Origin of the sequence: Cellulomonas sp. KH9 (assembly GCF_900114185.1) — a bacterium.
Taxonomy (GTDB): domain Bacteria; phylum Actinomycetota; class Actinomycetes; order Actinomycetales; family Cellulomonadaceae; genus Cellulomonas.
In genome coordinates this window covers 418295-436467 of the sequence record NZ_FOSE01000004.1, presented here as the reverse complement: position 1 = coordinate 436467, position 18173 = coordinate 418295, and the positions used below count along the sequence as shown (strand labels likewise).

The 18173-nt window shown below is 74.8% G+C and carries 13 protein-coding genes; 2 read left to right on the top strand and 11 right to left on the bottom strand.

The annotated features are described in order from the left end of the window. Positions 1-91: 91 nt before the first annotated feature. The 7 genes from BMZ16_RS14945 to rimP form a co-directional block, all read right to left on the bottom strand. Entirely contained in the window at positions 92-3388 is a 3297-nt protein-coding gene (locus tag BMZ16_RS14945; protein ID WP_089801833.1) for a glycoside hydrolase family 9 protein, read from the bottom strand. A 152-nt stretch (positions 3389-3540) separates the two neighbouring features. Beyond that, on the bottom strand, positions 3541-4509 hold the full coding sequence (gene truB / locus BMZ16_RS14940) for a tRNA pseudouridine(55) synthase TruB (protein ID WP_089801831.1): 969 nt from the start codon (positions 4507-4509) through the stop codon (positions 3541-3543). 248 nt (positions 4510-4757) lie between these two features. Continuing rightward, positions 4758-5195 carry a 30S ribosome-binding factor RbfA gene (rbfA, locus tag BMZ16_RS14935; RefSeq protein WP_089801829.1) on the bottom strand — a complete coding sequence of 146 codons (438 nt, stop codon included), beginning with the start codon at positions 5193-5195 and terminating at the stop codon, positions 4758-4760. A gap of 141 nt (positions 5196-5336) precedes the next feature. Beyond that, positions 5337-8279, bottom strand: coding sequence for a translation initiation factor IF-2 (gene infB, locus BMZ16_RS14930; protein ID WP_089801827.1), 2943 nt, complete (start codon positions 8277-8279; stop codon positions 5337-5339). Positions 8280-8349: 70 nt separating this feature from the next. After that, complete coding sequence (locus BMZ16_RS14925; protein WP_369822631.1) at positions 8350-8661, bottom strand: YlxR family protein; 312 nt, start codon at positions 8659-8661, stop codon at positions 8350-8352. A gap of 158 nt (positions 8662-8819) precedes the next feature. Then, positions 8820-9875 (bottom strand): transcription termination factor NusA, encoded by a 1056-nt coding sequence (gene nusA, locus BMZ16_RS14920; RefSeq protein WP_089801823.1) that lies wholly within the window; start codon positions 9873-9875, stop codon positions 8820-8822. 1 nt (position 9876) lies between these two features. Then, positions 9877-10443 (bottom strand): ribosome maturation factor RimP, encoded by a 567-nt coding sequence (gene rimP, locus BMZ16_RS14915; protein WP_089801821.1) that lies wholly within the window; start codon positions 10441-10443, stop codon positions 9877-9879. A 140-nt stretch (positions 10444-10583) separates the two neighbouring features. Between rimP and BMZ16_RS14910 the strand changes: the two genes are divergently transcribed. Further along, a complete protein-coding gene (locus tag BMZ16_RS14910) occupies positions 10584-11663 on the top strand; it encodes a DUF4439 domain-containing protein (RefSeq protein ID WP_143082855.1) in 1080 nt (359 codons plus the stop codon). A 105-nt stretch (positions 11664-11768) separates the two neighbouring features. Here BMZ16_RS14910 and BMZ16_RS14905 read toward each other — a convergent pair whose 3' ends face one another. Beyond that, complete coding sequence (locus tag BMZ16_RS14905) at positions 11769-13562, bottom strand: proline--tRNA ligase (RefSeq protein WP_089801817.1); 1794 nt, start codon at positions 13560-13562, stop codon at positions 11769-11771. A gap of 119 nt (positions 13563-13681) precedes the next feature. Here BMZ16_RS14905 and BMZ16_RS14900 point away from each other — a divergent pair, with 119 nt between their 5' ends. Next, a complete protein-coding gene (locus BMZ16_RS14900; RefSeq protein WP_089801815.1) occupies positions 13682-14572 on the top strand; it encodes an Fpg/Nei family DNA glycosylase in 891 nt (296 codons plus the stop codon). 33 nt (positions 14573-14605) lie between these two features. Here BMZ16_RS14900 and BMZ16_RS14895 read toward each other — a convergent pair whose 3' ends face one another. From BMZ16_RS14895 to BMZ16_RS14885, 3 genes are all read right to left on the bottom strand, one after another. Further along, a complete protein-coding gene (locus BMZ16_RS14895; RefSeq protein WP_089801813.1) occupies positions 14606-15508 on the bottom strand; it encodes a GNAT family N-acetyltransferase in 903 nt (300 codons plus the stop codon). A 66-nt stretch (positions 15509-15574) separates the two neighbouring features. After that, positions 15575-16711, bottom strand: a complete 1137-nt coding sequence (gene ispG, locus BMZ16_RS14890; protein WP_177199737.1) for a flavodoxin-dependent (E)-4-hydroxy-3-methylbut-2-enyl-diphosphate synthase — start codon at positions 16709-16711, stop codon at positions 15575-15577. A gap of 136 nt (positions 16712-16847) precedes the next feature. Continuing rightward, positions 16848-18161, bottom strand: a complete 1314-nt coding sequence (locus BMZ16_RS14885; RefSeq protein WP_089801810.1) for a M50 family metallopeptidase — start codon at positions 18159-18161, stop codon at positions 16848-16850. Positions 18162-18173: the final 12 nt, after the last annotated feature.

The window sequence follows — 18173 nt, the reverse complement described above, 5'->3', positions numbered from 1 at the left end:
TCGCGGGTCCCGGCGGACAAGCCTGCCACGACGCGGGGGCCGCACGGCACCGCCGGCCCCGGGCGGACGTGCCCGGGGCCGGCGGACCGCGTCAGCGGCCGAACCGCGGCGTGAGGCGGGCGCCGTCGGTCACGGCCGTGCCGGCGGGGTTGCGGAACACCGCGCGGTACTCCGTCCCGAGGGCGAGCGGCGTCACCAGCACGCGCAACGTGCTGCTGCGGGCGAAGGGCACCGGGAGCCACGGGCCCCTCCCCCAGCGCCACTGCCACTGCACGGTGGGTGCGGGCTGCCCGCTGGCGGCGGCCGTGAACTCCACGAAGGTGCCGACCCGACCGGCCGTGTCGGTGGGGTGCCGGACGACGGACGGCGCCCGCTGGGGCACCAGCAGGCGTGCGCCGGTGGTGGTGACGGTGCCCGAGGCGTTGGTGAACACCGCCCGGTACTGCGCACCGGCGTTCGCCGACGTGGCGACGACCTGCAGGGTGGTGCCCGTCGCACCGGGCACGTCCCGCCACGTCCCGCCGGAGCGGACCTGCCAGCGCACGTCGGGCGCCGGGACACCGGTCGCGGCCGCCGTGAACGTCGCCATCGTCCCCAGCGCGGCCGTCACGTCGACCGGCTGCGTGGTGACCACCGGGGCGACCGCGGCGGGCGCGCCGTCCTGCTGGTCCGCGGCGAAGGACGCGACCCAGGAGAGCGACGAGTTCCAGTTGACCGTGATCTCGTTGGACGCCCACGAGCTGATCTCGTCCAGGTAGCACGTCGCGGGGGCGCAGTCCTCGGGGAGCGTCGCCTGCATGGTGGGGTCCCACGTGCTGCGGATCGAGTTGGGCCCCCCGGCCAAGGACCCCTTCGGCGGGTTGGGCAGGGACGGGTCGAGCTGGTGCGCGAACCAGCGCGAGTGCTGGTTCTGCGAGGAGACCGTGCCCCAGCCGGTCACGTACGACCGGTTGAGCGCGTTGCGACCGAACAGGTAGTCGAGCCCCTCCAGGGTCCCCTGCAGGTAGGACTCGTCGCCCGTGAGGTCGTACGCCGTCGCGACCACCACGAGGACGTTGGTCACCGACGAGTTCGAGCCCCAGTCGTAGACCCCGCCGGTGGGCGAGTAGACCGAGCCCCAGGGCTGCTGCGCCTGGGCCGCGAGGTACCGGTCCGCGGCGGCCACGACGGACGCGCGCACCTCGGCACGGTCGGGCAGCCCGTTCGGGACCGTCGCGAGCGTGAGGCGGCCCAGCGCGGCGGTGCCACCCCAGAAGAACCCGCCCGGCCCGAAGACGTCACCGGTGTGGTGCGGGCTCGCGGTGACGTCCGCCGCGTAGCGGTCGTCCCCGGTCGTGACGTACAGCTCGGCCGCCGCCCAGTAGAACTCGTCGCTGACGTCCGCGTCGTCGTAGGGGCCGCCGCCGTCGCTGCCGGCCGCGGCGGGCGCGTACACGTCGGGGTGCGCGAGCGCCGCCTCGTACGTGCTGCGCGCCGTCGTCAGGAGCGTCGCGGCGAACTCCGGGTCGATGTCGGCGAACAGCCGTGCACCCTGCGCGGCGACCGCCGCGAGGTTGAGCGTCGCCGCGGTGGACGGGCGGTGCAGGGAGCGTGCCTGCGGGTCGTCGGCCGGGGCCAGCGGCAGGCCCGTCCAGCCCTCGTCGTGGATCTTGTGGTGCACCATGCCGGCGTACTCACCGGAGGGGGCCACCATCGTCAGCATCCACTCGAGCTCCCAGCGTGCCTCGTCCAGCACGTCGGGCACGCCGTTGCCGTGCTCGGGAAGGTCGAGCGTGCCGTCGTCGAGCGCACCGGCGCGGGCACCGGGCGCGGTCAGCGTGCGCTCGTACGTCGAGAGCAGCTGGGCGACGGCGATGCCGCCGTTGACGACGTACTTGCCGTGGTCCCCCGCGTCGTACCAGCCGCCGGTGACGTCGAGCGTGTAGTCGCAGGTCCAGCCGTCGTAGTAGTCGCGCGGGCCGATGCACGGCACGTCGGTGTCGCCCTGGTTGGGGGCGACCCCCACGTGCCCGGCCTCCCGGGCGTACTCCTCGCCGACGATCGAGGCCTCGATGTCGATGCCCGACCGCGCCAGGTAGAAGTAGTTCAGCGCGTCGTAGCGGAGCTGGGAGTAGAGGTCCTTCGCGATCGCGAACGGGTGGCTCGTCTCACCGTCGGCGACGAGGGTGAGGTCCGCCCCGGTGGTCGTGACGTCGGAGAAGTCGATCACGTGGACGTTCTCGCCCGACGACGCGTCCGGGCCGACCGGCTCGGACCGGCCCTGCGCGACCTGCTCGCCGTCCGCGTCCAGCAGCTGCCAGCCGACCGCCTCGGTCGCGTCGGTGACGAGCGTCGCGCGCTTGACCGCCTGCGGCAGGTAGCCGACCTGGTTGACGCGGACCCGCGGACCGGTGTCCGGCTCGTAGGGCGGCGGCGGCGTGGCGGACGTGCTCAACGAGACCTCCGAGAGGCAGAACGTGTACGGCGCGGCCTTGCCGAGGTGGATCGCGACCTGACCGGGCGCGTCACCGTCGGCGGGGAACGTCAGCCCCGCGGTGAAGGGGTACGACAGTGTGGTGCGCTCCTCGGTCAGCGGGGCCGCCGACTGCTCGAACGCGGTGCGGTACGCGCCGCCGCCCTCACCGACGATCACCCGGACGGGCGTCGCGGGCTCCGTGCGCCCCGTCAGGGACAGCACATAGCTCTCGCCCTCCTCGATCGGCAGGCCGGTGAACGACAGGCCCGCGTCCCAGGGGTTGACGTTGCCGCCGGGCACCTCGACGCACATCTCACCGTCGGCGAACGTCGGGTCACCCGTCCCGTACAGCCCCCAGGGGCCCAGGTCCTCGGCGAACGACGTGTGCGGCAGCAGCTCGCTGTCGCTGCTCAGCGACACGTCGTCGAGGCAGAACGTCCACGCCTCGTCGGCGAAGCCGCCCAGCTGGAAGGCGATCTGCCCCTCGGGCGCCTCGTCGGTCGGCGTGGCGGGGTACGACGCGGTGGCGGTGAACGTCTCCTCGACCGCCGTCGGCTCGGCGGTGAGCGCCGGGCTCGTGTCGAGCACGGTGCCGTACGGCGCGCCGTTCTGGCCGACCAGCGCGCGGATCGTCACGTCGGTGGTCGCCCGGGCCGTGTAGGCGAGCGTGTACGTCGTGTCCTGCTCCACGGCCACGCCGTTGAGCACCACGCCGACGCCGTACTGCGCCGACCCGGCGGGCACGTCCACGCACAGCGCGCCGCTGCTCGTGTCGATCCCGCCGTCGGTGCCGTACGCGATCCACGCGCCGGGTCCGTCGTCGAAGGTGTCGTCGACCGCGACCGCCGGCAGCAGACCGACCGCCGCGAGCACCGCCGCGCTGCCGATCGCCGTCGCCGCGCGCGCCGCGCGTCGTGTCGTTCGAGAAACCACGTCGTCTCCCCGGGGTGACTAGAAGCGCTCCCACACCTCGGCGTGCCGGGCGCCCGTCCTGCGGGCGACAGGCTACGGGCGAACCGGACGAACCGGAAGCCACGGCCGGGGCCCGCCCGGCCGCGAATCGTTTCGTCCCCTCCCGTTGCAGGTCAGGACGCCGGCGCGAACACCACCGCGGGCCGCAGGCGCCCACCCCGCCGTTCCACGACCGCGACGAGCGTCCCGTCGGGCGCGATAGCCGCCAGCGGGCCGCCCGGAGCATCGGGAGCGTCGGGAGCGTCGACGCCCTGCCCGTAGGACAGCGCCCGCGCCTCCGGCTCCGTGAGCTCCCGCACGGGCAGCACACCGCGGGCCGCCTCCGCGAGCGGCACCACGGTCACCGCCACGTCGTCCGGCGTCGCACCGAGCTCGTCGAGGGTGCGCGCCTGCCCCAGCCCGAACCCGCCGACGCGTGTGCGACGCAGGGCCGTGAGGTGCCCGCCGACGTCGAGGGCGTCACCGAGGTCCCGCGCCAGCGCCCGCACGTACGTCCCCGACGAGCAGGTGACCTCGACGTCGACGTCCAGCACCGGCACGCCGTCGTCGACGTCGGGCCGCGCGGCCACGACCTCGAACCGGGCCACGCGCACGGGCCGCGCGGCCAGCTCGACGTCCTCACCGGCGCGCACGCGCGCGTAGGCGCGCTGCCCGTCGACCTTGATCGCCGACACCGCGCTGGGGACCTGGCGGATGTCGCCGGTCAGCGCCGCCACGCGCGCGAGCAGCTCGGCGCGCGCGACCGCCGACGCGTCGACCCGGGCCACGACCTCACCCTCCGCGTCGTCCGTCGTGGTGGCCACGCCCAGGCGCACGGTCGCCGCGTAGTCCTTGTCCGCCCCGGTGACGTACGTGAGCAGCCGGGTGGCCCTGCCGATGCCGAGGACCAGGACACCGGTCGCCATGGGGTCGAGCGTCCCGGCGTGCCCGACCTTGCGGGTCGACGCCAGCCGCCGCACGCGCGCGACCACGTCGTGACTCGTCCACCCCGCGGGCTTGTCGACCACGAGGAGCCCGTCGGCGGCGGTCGGCCGGCGGGGCCCGGCCTGCCGGGCGTCACCCCGGCGCGCGGGGGCGCTCATGCGGACACCGGGACGTGGTGCGGTGCGGTCGGCATCCGGCCAGGCTAGCGGCGGACCCACGGCGTGCCGCACGCGGGTGCGTCCACCGCTGCCCCGGGGACACCGCACCGGGACGTCGGGCGGGCGGGCAGCGCGACGACGCCGGGACGACGCCGGAACGACGCCACGACGACATGGGAGACGGGCCGGCGACCACGACGGGCCCCGCGCCGGCACGTGGCCGTGGCGCGGGGCCCGTCGAGGGGTGCTCAGTCGGTGCCGGTCTCGTCGTCGTCGCGACGGTACGGGTCGGCCTCGCCGGCGTACCGGGCGCTCGCGGCGAGCCGTGCCACCTCGGCGTCCCGCCGGGCCGCCTCGGACAGCGCCTCCTCGAGGTGCGCCGCCGTCTCCGGCACCGCGTCGAGGTGGAAGGCCAGCGTCGGCGTGAGACGGATGCCCGTCTGCTTGCCGACCTCCGACCGGATGAGGCCCTTGGCGCTCTCGAGCGCCTTCGCGGACCCCTCACGGGCCTCCTCGTCACCGAGGACCGTGTAGTACACGTCCGCGTGCTGCAGGTCGCCGGTGACGCGGACGTCGGTCACCGTCACGAACCCGAGGCGCGGGTCCTTGACCCGCGTGTCGATCATCTGCGCGACCACCTGCTGGACCCGCTCGGCCAGCTTGCGCGCCCGTCCTGTGTCGGCCATGCCGCCACCTTTCCCTAGCCCTCCTCACCGCAAGGGTGACGAGGGGTGACGAACTGACGAGGACGATCGGAGGGAGGGACGGCGGGCCGTGCGGCCCGCCGTCCCTCCCGTCAGGTCGTCCGAGGGACGACCTCACGATCGTCAGCTGCGCGGCTTCTCGCGCATCTCGAAGGTCTCGATGACGTCCTCGAGCTGCAGGTCGTTGAACGACCCGAGGCCGATACCGCACTCGTAGCCCTCGCGGACCTCGGTCGCGTCGTCCTTGAACCGCTTGAGCGACTCGATCGTGAGGTTGTCCCCGATGACCTTGCCCTTGCGGAGCACGCGCGCCTTGGTGTTCCGGCGGATCTCGCCGGAGCGCACGATGCACCCGGCGATGTTGCCGAACTTCGAGGAGCGGAAGATCTCGCGGACCTCGGCGCTGCCGAGCTGCGCCTCCTCGTACTCCGGCTTGAGCATGCCCTTGAGGGCCGCCTCGACGTCGTCGATCGCCTGGTAGATGACCGAGTAGAAGCGCACGTCGACGCCCTCGCGGTCCGCCAGCTCCTCGACACGCGGCGCCAGCTTCACGTTGAAGCCGATGATGATCGCGTTGTCGACCGTCGCCAGGTTGACGTCGTTCTGCGTGATGGCACCCACACCGCGGTGGATGACGCGCAGGTCGACCTCGTCCCCGACGTCGATCTTGAGCAGCGCGTCCTCGAGCGCCTCGACGGCACCGGACACGTCGCCCTTGAGGACCAGGTTGAGGGTCTCGACCTTGCCCTGCTGCAGCGCCTGCGTGAAGTCCTCGAGGCTGATGCGCTTGCGGCGCTTGGCCAGGAGGGCGGCACGCTCGGCCGACTCACGCTTCTCGGCGATCTGACGCGCGGTGCGCTCGTCGGGCGCCACGAGGAACGTGTCGCCCGCGCGGGGCACCGAGGACAGACCGAGCACCTGCACGGGACGGGCCGGGCCCGCCTCGGTGAGGTTCTCGCCGTGCTCGTCGAGCATGGCGCGCACGCGGCCGTGGGCCGTGCCGGCGACGATCGCGTCACCGACGTGCAGCGAACCGGACTGGACCAGCACCGTCGCGACCGCACCGCGGCCCTTGTCGAGGTTCGCCTCGATGGCGACGCCGCGCGCGTCCTTGTCGGGGTTCGCCCGCAGGTCGAGGGCCGCGTCCGCGGTGAGCAGGACGGCCTCGAGCAGCTGGTCGATCCCCTGGCGCTGCTTGGCGGAGACGTCGACGAACATCGTGTCGCCGCCGTACTCCTCGGCCACCAGGTTGTACTCGGTGAGCTGCTGGCGGATCTTGTCGGGGTTGGCCCCCTCCTTGTCCACCTTGTTGACCGCGACGACGATCGGCACGTTGGCCGACTGCGCGTGGTTGAGCGCCTCGATCGTCTGGGGCATCACGCCGTCGTCCGCCGCGACCACGAGGATCGCGATGTCGGTGACCTGGGCACCACGGGCACGCATGGCGGTGAACGCCTCGTGACCCGGGGTGTCGATGAAGGTGATGGCCCGCTCGACGCCCTCGTGCTCGGCGCGCACCTGGTACGCACCGATGTGCTGGGTGATGCCGCCGGCCTCGCCCGCGACGACGTCCGTGGACCGGATGGCGTCGAGGAGCTTGGTCTTGCCGTGGTCGACGTGACCCATGACGGTGACGACCGGGGGCCGTGCCTCCAGGACCTCGTCGCCCTCGGCCTCGAGCTCGGCCTCCAGGTCGATGTCGAAGGCCCCGAGCAGCTCGCGGTCCTCCTCCTCGGCCGACACCATCTCGATGACGTAGCCGAGCTCGGACGCGAGCGCACCGAAGGTGTCCTCGTCGAGCGACTGCGTCGCCGTCGCCATCTCACCGAGGTGGAACAGCACGGTGACGAGCGAGGCCGGGTTGGCGTCGATCTTGTCGGCGAAGTCGTTCAGCGACGAGCCGTGACGCAGGCGCACGACCGTCTTGCCGTTGCCGCGCGGGACGGACACGCCGCCCAGCGACGGCGCCTGCATCTGCTCGAACTCCTGGCGCTTCGCCCGCTTGGACTTGCGCCCACGGACGGGGCGACCACCGGCGCGACCGAACGCACCCTGGGTGGAGCCGCGACCGGCACCGCCGGGACGACCGCCACCGCCGGGACGACCGGCGAAGCCGCCACCGCCACCGGGGGCGCCGCCACCGGGACGGGCGCCGTACCCGCCGCCGCCACCGCCGGGACGACCGCCACCGCCGCGGCCGGCCGGGGCCGGACGCTCACCGGGGCGACCGACGCCGCTCTGCGTGCGACCGGGCATCATGCCCGGGTTGGGGCGCGGGCCACCGGGACGCGGACCGCCGGGGCGGGGACCGCCGGGGCGCTCGCCGGCAGCCGCCGCGGGCGCACCCTCGGCGGGTGCGGGACGGCGGTCACCGGGACGCGGCATGCCCTGCGAGGGGGCGAACGGGTTGTTGCCCGGACGCGGGCCGCCGGGACGCGGACCGCCGGGGCGCTCGCCCTGGCGGGGCATGCCCTGGGCCGGGGCGAACGGGTTGTTGCCCGGACGTGCCGCGGGACGCGGGGCACCGGGACGGGCACCGCCCTGGCCACCGGACTGCGGCGGACGGGGTGCGCCGGGACGGGCGCCCTGCGGGGCCGACTGCGACGGACGGGCACCGGGGTTGGCCGGTGCGGCCGCGCGCGGGGCCGGGGACTGGGCGGCGGGCGCCTGCGGGGCCGGAGCCTGGGGCGCCGGGGCCTGCGCGGCCGGGGCCTGCGGTGCCGGAGCCTGCGGGGCCGGGGCCAGGGGTGCCGGGGCCTGCGGTGCTGCCGCGGCCGGCGCCGGAGCGGCCGGTGCGGGAGCGGCAGGTGCCGCGGGACGCGCCGGTGCCGGGGCGGGCGTGCCCCCGGACGGTGCGGCCGCCTGCGGCGCGGCGGGGCGCGCGGGTGCGGCGGGCTTGCCGGAGCCGCCCACCGGGTACGTGTCGCGCAGCTTGCGCACGACGGGGGGCTCGATCGTCGATGACGCCGAGCGGACGAACTCTCCGAGCTCGTTGAGCTTGGTCATGATGGTCTTGCTGTCGACCCCGAGCTCCTTCGCGAGCTCGTAGACGCGGACCTTGGCCACATCTCTCCTGTCCTGGTCCGCCCGGACAGGGTCGGACCGTCGTTAGTGCGAGGTACTCATCGCTGGGTACTCATCGGTGCGTGCTCATCGGGTAGCCATCGGCTTCCAACCCGCTTTCCCGGTCGACGGTCGGTACCGGAGTCGGTCCCGGCACCGTGGTGCTGTGCTGTGGCTGATCCTGCACGGCGAGCCGCGTGACGACCTGCTCCACGACATCGACCCCCAGGGGGCCGGTGTGCCGCAGCGCCCGGCCGAAGGCCCGCCGTCGTACGGCGAGCTCGAGGCAACGCTGGTCGGGGTGCAGCCACGCACCCCGGCCCGGCATCCGGCGGCGCTCGTCCACCACGAGCACGGGATCTCCCGCGCCGTCGTCGGACAGCACCACCCTCAGCAGGGCCGACCTGAGGCCGGTCGCACGGCACCCCACACACGTGCGGACGGGACCCTGTTCGGGCGCCTGGGGCGCGGGATCGGGGTTCCGCCTGCTCGGCGAGGAGAGCCGGGCAGCCGGCCCAGCCTCAGCGAGTCTAGCGCGCCTGGTCACCGGACGGGACCGGACGCCCCCGCAGCCGGGTCGTCGGCACCGCGGGACGGCCCGGGTGCGGCGCCCTCCGCGGGCTCCGCGTCGGACCGGATGTCGATGCGCCAACCGGTCAGCTTCGCGGCCAGACGGGCGTTCTGACCCTCCTTGCCGATGGCGAGGGAGAGCTGGTAGTCGGGGACCACGACGCGTGCGGCACGGGCGACGGGGTCGACGATCGTGACGTCGAGCACACGTGCCGGGGAGAGCGCGTGGGCGATCATCTCGGCCGGGTCGTCGGAGTGGTCGACGATGTCGATCTTCTCGCCGTGGAGCTCGGCCATGACGGCGCGCACCCGCCCGCCCATGGGGCCGATGCAGGCGCCCTTGGCGTTGACGCCGGGCACGTTCGCACGCACGGCCATCTTGGTCCGGTGGCCGGCCTCGCGGGCCATCGCGGTGATCTCGACCGTGCCGTCGGCGATCTCCGGCACCTCCAGGGCGAACAGCTTGCGCACGAGGTTCGGGTGCGTGCGCGACAGCGTGATCTGCGGCCCGCGCTGACCGCGGGCGACGTCGAGCACGTAGGCGCGCAGCCGCTCGCCGTGCACGTAGCGCTCCCCCGGCACCTGCTCGTGCGCCGGCAGGACGGCTTCGACACCGCCGACGTCGACGAGCACGGTGCGCGGGTCGCGTCCCTGCTGGATGACGCCGCCGAGCACCTCGCCCGCCTTGCTGCGGAACGTGCCGAGCACCTGGTCGTCCTCGGCGTCGCGCAGGCGCTGCACGATGACCTGACGCGCGGTCGCGGTCGCGATGCGGCCGAAGCCCGCGGGGGTGTCCTCGTACTCCGGCGTGTCCGGCGTGCCGGGCTCTGCGTCCTCCGGCAGCGGGTCGCGTGCCCAGACGGTCACGTGACCGCTGCGCCGGTCCAGCTCGACCCGCGCGCGCGCCTGCGCGCCGGGCGTGCGGTGGTAGGCGGAGAGCAGCGCCTGCTCGATGGCCTCGACGAGCACGTCGAGGCTGATCTCCCGCTCGCGCTCGATGAGTCGCAGCGCCTGCATGTCGATGTCCACGTCAGCCCCTTCCTGCGCCGTCCCGAGAGACCGCGTCGTCGTCGTCCTCGGCGTCGCGCACTGCGGCGAGGTCCACCTGCACCCGTGCGTCACGCACGTCGTCCCAGGTCAGCGTCACGGGCGCGCCCTGCACGGGCCGACGGCCCTTGCCGGGGGCCGTCACCGGCACCACCACGAGGTCCGGCCGCTCGCCGTCGCCGACCTGCTCCAGGCGGCCGGTGAGCGTGCGCCCGTCGGTGCACCGCACCACGACGGTGCGCCCCCGGGCCCGCCGCCAGTGCCGTGCGGCCGTGAGCGGGCGCTCGGCGCCGGGGCTGCCGACCTCCAGCGTGTAGGCCGCGGGCAGCACGTCGGCGGCGTCGAGCGCGTCCGACACGGCGCGCGTGACGTCACCCACCCGGTCGAGGTCGAGCGTGCCCGGGTCCTCGTCGCGCAGGTCCACGACCACGCGCACGACCGTGCCGCGTCCGCTGCCGGCGACCTGGAGGTCGTCGAGCAGCAGACCGGCACCGGTCACGGCTGCCTCCACGATCTCCCGCACCCGGGGTGCGGTGGCTGGCGCGCCCATGACCCGGCCTCCTGTCGACTCTCCTGCACGGTGGGGCGCAGGCGGCGACCCTGTGACGTTGTGGAGCCAGCCTAACGACTCCCGGCGTCCCCACCGGACGTGCCGGGCCGTGGGCGGCGGGCATGGCAGGATCGCGCCCGATGGACCGCCACCCCACCCCACCCCCCGCACACCCGTCCACGCGCCGGCGCGCACCGCTGCTGCGCGTGGCGTCCGCCCTGCTGACGGGTGCGCTCGCGCTCGGCGGGTGCGGCGTGCGGCTCGAGTCACCGCCGCCGGCCGAGCCGTCCCCGGACGCGATCGAGCAGGTCCGGGCCCGGACGGTGGACGACGCCCTCGCGCTGGCCGACGCCGCGCGCGCCGCCGCACCGTCCGCCGACGAGGCGACCCGGACCGTCCTGGACGACGTCGCCGCGTTCTCGGACCGGCACGTCGAGGCCCTCGGCGGCGTCTACGACTCCGGGCTGCCGGACGCGACGCCCACGCCCGGGACCGCTGCGACGACGCCCGCGGTGACGGACGTCACCGGCGTGCTGGGCGCACTGGTGGACGACGCGGCGCGTGCGGCGGACGACGCGGACGACGTGCCGGACGGTGCGCTCGCCCGGCTGGTGGCGTCGGTGTCGGTGTCGCGCGACGCGCTGGCCGACCGGCTCGCGGCCGCGACGGGCGCGCCGCGCCCCGACCCGGCCCCCGCAGCGCCCGACGTGGCCGCGGGCACGGCGGCAGACGCCACCGCCGACCCCACGGCCGCGCCCACCGGTGAGGCGACCCCCGGTGACGCGACGCCCGCGGCACGGGACGGCGCGAGGGCCCTGGCGCTCGCGCACGACGAGGCCGCGTGGACGCTGGCCGTCCTCGCCGCCCGCGCTGCGGACGACCGGCGCGCCACCCTGCTGGCAGCCGCGGACGGGCACCGCCGGGCGTCGGACACGTGGGCGGCGACCGCCGGCGTCGTCGGCCGGCCGACCGACCCGCGCCGGGCCGCGTACGCCCTGCCCGGCGGGCTGGACGACCCGACGGTCGCCGACGCCCTGCCCCGCACGCTGGAGCAGGCCGTGGCCGACGCCTCCGCACAGGCCGTGGCCGACGCGCCGGCGGGGGCGCGGGCCGACGCGATCGCGTCGTTGCGCACGGCGACGGTCGCCGCGGTCGCCTGGGGCGCAGCCGCCGTCCCCTTCCCCGGCATGCCGGAGCTCGCGACCACCCCGGTGGGCTGACCGCCGGCACCGAGGCCGACGGTCGGCCCGGACGCGGGACGCCCGCCCGACCCGGCCGCTGAGGTCGGTCGAGCGGGCGTCGTCCCGATCGCGCCGGGGCGGGCGTCAGCCGGCGACCAGCTCGTCGACCATCTCGGCGACGCGGTCGGCCGCCGTGGCGACGGGGACCTGCTCGGGGGTGCCGCCGACCCGCGGCCGGACCTCGACCACGCCCTCGGCCAGGCCACGTCCGACGACCACGACGAGCGGGACGCCCAGCAGCTCGGCGTCGGCGAACTTCACACCGGGCGAGACCTTGGGCCGGTCGTCGTACAGCACCTCGACGCCGCGCGCCGACAGCGTCGTGGCCAGGGCCTCGGCCGCCTCGAAGACGGCGGCGTCCTTGCCCGTCGCCACGACGTGGACGTGCGCGGGCGCGACGTCGGCCGGCCAGGCGAGCCCGCGGTCGTCGTGGTTGGCCTCGGCGAGCGCGGCGAGCACGCGCGTGACGCCGATGCCGTAGGAGCCCATGGTGACGACCCGCGACTTGCCGTTCTGGTCGAGGACCGTCAGGCCGAGGGCCTGCGCGTACTTGCGACCCAGCTGGAAGATGTGGCCGATCTCGATGCCGCGCGCGAGCTCGAGCGGGCCCGACCCGTCGGGTGCGGGGTCGCCCGCGCGCACCTCGGCGGCCTCGACGGTGCCGTCGGCGGTGAAGTCGCGGCCGGCCACCAGGTCGAAGACGTGGCGTCCGGGCGCGTTCGCGCCCGTGATCCAGCGGGTGCCCGGCACCACGCGGGGGTCGAGGAGGTAACGCAGCGCGGTGCGCTCCTCGCCGTCCGCCACGGGCACGTTGGGCCCGAGCACGGACGGGCCGATGTACCCGCGGACGAGCTCGGGGTGCGCGGCGAAGTCGGCGTCCCCCGCGGGCTCGACCTCGGCGGGCGCGACGGCGGCCTCGAGCCGCTTGAGGTCGACCTCACGGTCGCCGGGCAGGCCGACGACGAGCAGCTCGCGCTCACCGGTGGGCTGCACGAGCGCCACGACGACGTTCTTCAGCGTGTCCGCGGCCGTCCACGGCCGGTCGTCCCGCGGCAGGCGCTCGTTGGCGAGCGCGACGAGCGAGTCGATCGTGGGCGTGTCCGGGGTGTCCTCGACGTGCGCGGCGGGCGCGGCGGACCAGTCGATCGCGTCGGGCACCACGGTGGTGACCGCCTCGACGTTCGCCGCGTACCCGCCGGGCGAGCGCACGAACGTGTCCTCGCCGATGGCCGTCGGGGTGAGGAACTCCTCGGACCGCGAGCCGCCCATGGCGCCGGAGGTCGCGGCGACGATGACGTACTCGAGCCCGAGCCGGTCGAAGATCCGCTGGTAGGCACCGCGCTGCGCCTCGTAGGACGCCGCCAGGCCCTCGTCGTCGACGTCGAACGAGTACGCGTCCTTCATGACGAACTCGCGGCCGCGGATGAGGCCGGCGCGGGGCCGGGCCTCGTCGCGGTACTTGGTCTGGATCTGGTAGAGCGCGAGCGGCAGGTCCTTGTACGAGGAGTACAGGTCCTTCACCAGGAGCGTGAACATCTCCTCGTGCGTGGGCGCGAGCAGGTAGTCGCCGCCCTTGCGGTCCTTGAGGCGGAAGATGTTGGGCCCGTACTCCGCCCACCGGCCCGTCGCCTCGTACGGCTCCTTGGGCAGGAGGGCCGGGAAGTGCACCTCCTGCGCGCCGATCGCCGCCATCTCCTCGCGGACCACCTGCTCGACCTTCGACAGGACCCGCAGACCCAGCGGCAGCCAGGTGTAGATCCCGGGGGCGGCGCGGCGGATGTACCCCGCGCGCACGAGCAGCCGGTGGCTGGCGACCTCGGCGTCGGCGGGGTCCTCGCGCAGGGTACGGAGGAACAGTGTGGACATGCGCAGGAGCATGGCGACGAGCCTAGTGCGCGTGCCGGGCGCGCACCGACGCTGCGCGGGCGTCGATGCCCGGCGCGCACCGGCGGACCGTGCGCGGGCGGCGGGGCGCCCCCCGGTGCGAGGATGACCCCGTGCCGGAGCTGCCCGAGGTCGAGGCGCTCGCGCAGCACCTGCGCGGGCGGACGGTCGGCCGCACCGTGACCCGCGTCGAGGTCGCGGCGATCAGTGCGCTCAAGACGTTCCGCCCCGCCCCGACCGCGCTGCGCGGTGGGCGGGTGACGGACGTGGCGCGGCACGGCAAGTGGCTGGACACCGCGGTGGACTCCCCTGCGGACGGTCCGCTGCACCTCGTGTGGCACCTCGCCCGTGCGGGCTGGGTCCGCTGGTACGACGACCTGCCGGAGCGGCCCGCGCGGCCCGGGAGGTCGCCGATCGCGCTGCGCGTCGGGTTCGACGACGGATCGGGCTTCGACCTGACCGAGGCGGGGACGCGCAAGCGGCTGGCCGTGCACGTCGTCGCGGACCCCGACGACGTGCCGGCGATCGCGACGCTCGGCGTCGAGCCGCTCTCGGACGAGTTCACGCCCGAGCGGCTGGGCGAGCTGCTCGCGGCACGCAACCAGCAGGTCAAGGGCCTGCTGCGGGACCAGGGCACGATCGCCGGCATCGGCAACGCCTACTCCGACGAGATCCTGCTGGTGGCCCGCACGAGCCCGTTCGCCCCCACCCGCTCCTACGACGAGGCCCGCACCCGCACGTTGCACACCGCGATCCGTGAGGTCCTCACGGAGGCGGTCGCGACCGCCTCGGGGCGCCCGGCCGCCGAGCTGAAGGACGCCAAGCGCCGCGGCATGCGCGTGCACGGCCGCACCGGCGAGCCGTGCCCCGGGTGGGACGGCACCCCGTGCGGGGACACGGTCCACGAGGTGTCCTTCGCGGACTCGTCGCTGCAGTACTGCCCCACGTGCCAGACCGGGGGCAAGCCGCTCGCGGACCGGCGCATGTCGCGGCTGCTGCGCTGACGCCGGCCGCCGGTCGCGGTGGCGCCCGGCCGGTCAGAACAGCACGGTGGCGTACGCGCCGACCTCGCGGAAGCCGACGGCCTCGTAGGCCCTCACGGCCCGGGTGTTGTAGCCGTTGACGTACAGGGACACGACGGGTGCGACGTCGGCGCGGGTCGCCCGGACGACTGCCGCCATCCCGCTCTCGGAGAGGCGCTCGCCGCGGCGCTCGGGGTCGACCCACACGCCCTGCACCTGGGCGACGCCACCGGCCACGGCCGGCACCTCGGCCTTGAACACGACCCGTGGCCGGCGCCACCCGCCCGAGCGGTCGACCAGCACGAAGGAGCGTCCCTCCTCGACGAGCCGGCGCACCCGCGTCTCGTACGGACCCCCCGGGCCGCTGGCCGGGGAGTACCCGACCTCCTCGGTGAACATGCGGATGCACGCGGGCAGCACGATGTCGTACTCGTCGGCGCGGGAACGGCGCACCCGCGGGTCCGACGCGACGAGCGGTTCGGTGTCGAGGACCATCGACGGCTGGTGCGCCCGCACCTCGCGCTCCACGGGCCAGGTGCCGCGCAGCCGGCCCCACAGGTCGAGCACGGTCGGCGCCGGGCCGACGATCGACGAGCAGCGGCGCCCGCGGGTGGCACCGAGCTCGGCGAACGCTGCCGTCGCGCGGGTGTGGACCGCCGGGTCGCTCGTCCCCACGACCGGGACCAGGTTGGCGCCGACCCAGCAGATCGCCAGCAGGACGTCGTCCTCGGCGTAGCCCCACAGCTCGCCGCCGGCCCGCCGCACACCCACGGTCGCCGCGTGCTCGAGGCGGCTGGCGGCGAGCACCGACCCGACGGGGTCCGTCGCGCAGACCGCGAGGGCGGCCGGCACGTCGCCGTCGCCGAGCACGGCCGCACCGGTGCGTCCCGAGAGCGTCGTCGCCGGCGGCAGCACCATGTCCTGATTGTGCCCCAGGTCACACGCGGCTGTCGCGCGTGCGGCGACGCGGTCCGCGCCCGTCACTCAGCCGACGCTGACGACAGGCGTGCCGTTGCCCGCCTCGACGGGGTCCATCGTCTCGGCCAGCCGCATGGCCTCCTCGATGAGCGTCTCGACGATCATCGACTCGGGCACGGTCTTGATGACCTCGCCCTTGACGAAGATCTGCCCCTTGCCGTTGCCGGAGGCCACACCGAGGTCGGCCTCGCGCGCCTCGCCGGGGCCGTTGACGACGCAGCCCATGACGGCGACGCGCAGCGGCACCTCCATGCCCTCCAGGCCCGCGGTGACCTTCTCGGCCAGCGTGTAGACGTCGACCTGCGCGCGACCGCACGACGGGCACGAGACGATCTCCAGCTTGCGCGGGCGCAGGTTCAGGGACTGCAGGATCTGGATGCCGACCTTCACCTCCTCGACCGGCGGGGCCGACAGCGACACGCGGATGGTGTCGCCGATGCCCTTGCTCAGCAGCGCACCGAAGGCGGTGGCGGACTTGATCGTGCCCTGGAACGCCGGCCCGGCCTCGGTGACACCGAGGTGCAGGGGCCAGTCGCCGCGCTCGGACAGCAGCTCGTACGCGCGGACCATGACGACGGGGTCGTTGTGCTTGACGCTGATCTTGAAGTCACGGAACCCGTGCTCCTCGAACAGCGAGGCCTCCCAGACGGCCGACTCGACGAGCGCCTCGGGCGTCGCCTTGCCGTACTTGGCGAGCAGCCGCGGGTCCAGCGAGCCGGCGTTGACACCGATCCGGATCGAGACGCCCGCGTCGGTGGCCGCCTGGGCGATCTCCTTGACCTGGTCGTCGAACTTGCGGATGTTGCCCGGGTTGACGCGCACGGCCGCGCAGCCGGCGTCGATCGCCGCGAACACGTACTTCGGCTGGAAGTGGATGTCCGCGATCACGGGGATCTGCGACTTGCGCGCGATCGCGGGCAGCGCGTCCGCGTCGTCCTGGCTGGGCACGGCGACCCGCACGATGTCGCAGCCCGAGGCCGTCAGCTCCGCGATCTGCTGCAGCGTGCGGTTGATGTCGGTCGTCGGCGTCGTCGTCATCGACTGCACCGAGACCGGGGCGTCGCCGCCGACCTCGACCTTGCCGACGCGGATCTTGCGGGTGGGGCGCCGCGGGGCCAGCACGGGTGCGGGGGCCTGCGGCATGCCGAGGCTGATCGGGGTGCTCACCTTCCCATCATCCCATCCTCCCGCGCCCGCGTCCGCGGAGGGCGGGGTGCATCACACGCATGCTCACCGAGCCGTCACCGGACGTCCACGACCGCGGCGCCCGCCGCACCGGTCAGCCGATCCGGACGGGGTCCACGATGTCGAGGTACACCAGCAGCAGACCGACGCCGCCCAGGACGACGAAGACCGTGTACGCGAGCGGCACGAGGCGCGCGGAGTCGGCCGGCCGCGGTCGCGCGGTACCGCGTCGGCGGGCGACCTGACGCCGTGCGCCCTCCCACAGCGCGGTGACCACGTGCCCGCCGTCCAGCGGCGGCAGGGGCAGCAGGTTGAACACGAACAGCGCGAGGTTGAGCATCGCGAGCGTCGACAGCAGACCCGCGGCACGCACCGCGACCGGCTCGGTGTCCATCGCCGCGATCTCGCCGGCGAACCGGCCCACCCCCACGGGGCCGACGATCGACGTCTGGTCCCGCTCACCACCCGTGGCGGTGGTGGTGACGAGGTCCGCCACGCGCTGCGGGAGCGTCACGACCACCTGCACGGTCTGCCACGTCCCGGACGCGGCGACGGACAGCGCCTCGCCGACCGACTGCCGTTGGATGACCGACGCCGGGGAGAGCCCGAGGAACCCGACCTCGCGGGTCACCACCGCGCCGGCGTCGTCCGTCACCGCGAAGCCGTCGTCGTCGACGACGGGGCGCTCGGCCACCACGGGCGTGGCCGTCAGCTCGACCTGCCGGCCGTCCCGCTCGACGACGAGCGGGACCGTCCGGTCGCCGGCGTCCCGGATGAGACCGCTGACCTGCGCCCACGAGGTCACCTCGACGCCGTCGAACGACACGAGGCGGTCCCCCGGCTGCACGCCCGCGGCCGCCGCGGGCGCCGGCGGGTCGTCCGCCGCGCACGCGGTACCGGCCGGCGCGTCCGCGGCGACGATGCACTCCGAGACGCTCGCGACCGTGGTGCCGGGCACGGGCACGCCGATGCCGACATACGCCACGAGCAGCAGGACCACCGCGATGAGGAGGTTCATCACCGGGCCGCCCAGCATGACGACGAGCTTCCTGGGCGTCGTCAGCCGGTAGAAGGCGCGGTGGTCCTCGCCGGGGCGGATCTCCTCGGCGCTGGCGGCACGCGCGTCGGCGGCCAGTCGCTGCCACCAGGTGCGCGGCGCCCGCGCGCCGACGGCCTCGTCCGGCGGGTACATGCCGATGAGCCGGACGTACCCGCCCAGCGGCAGCGCCTTGATGCCGTACTCGGTCTCACCGCGCGTGCGGGACCACAGCGTGGGGCCGAACCCGACCATGTACTGGCTGACGCGCACGCCGAACCGCTTGGCGGGCACCATGTGCCCCACCTCGTGCAGCGCGATCGAGCCGAGCAGCACGACGACGAAGACGAGCACCCCGACGACGGTCTCCACGACACCCCCTCC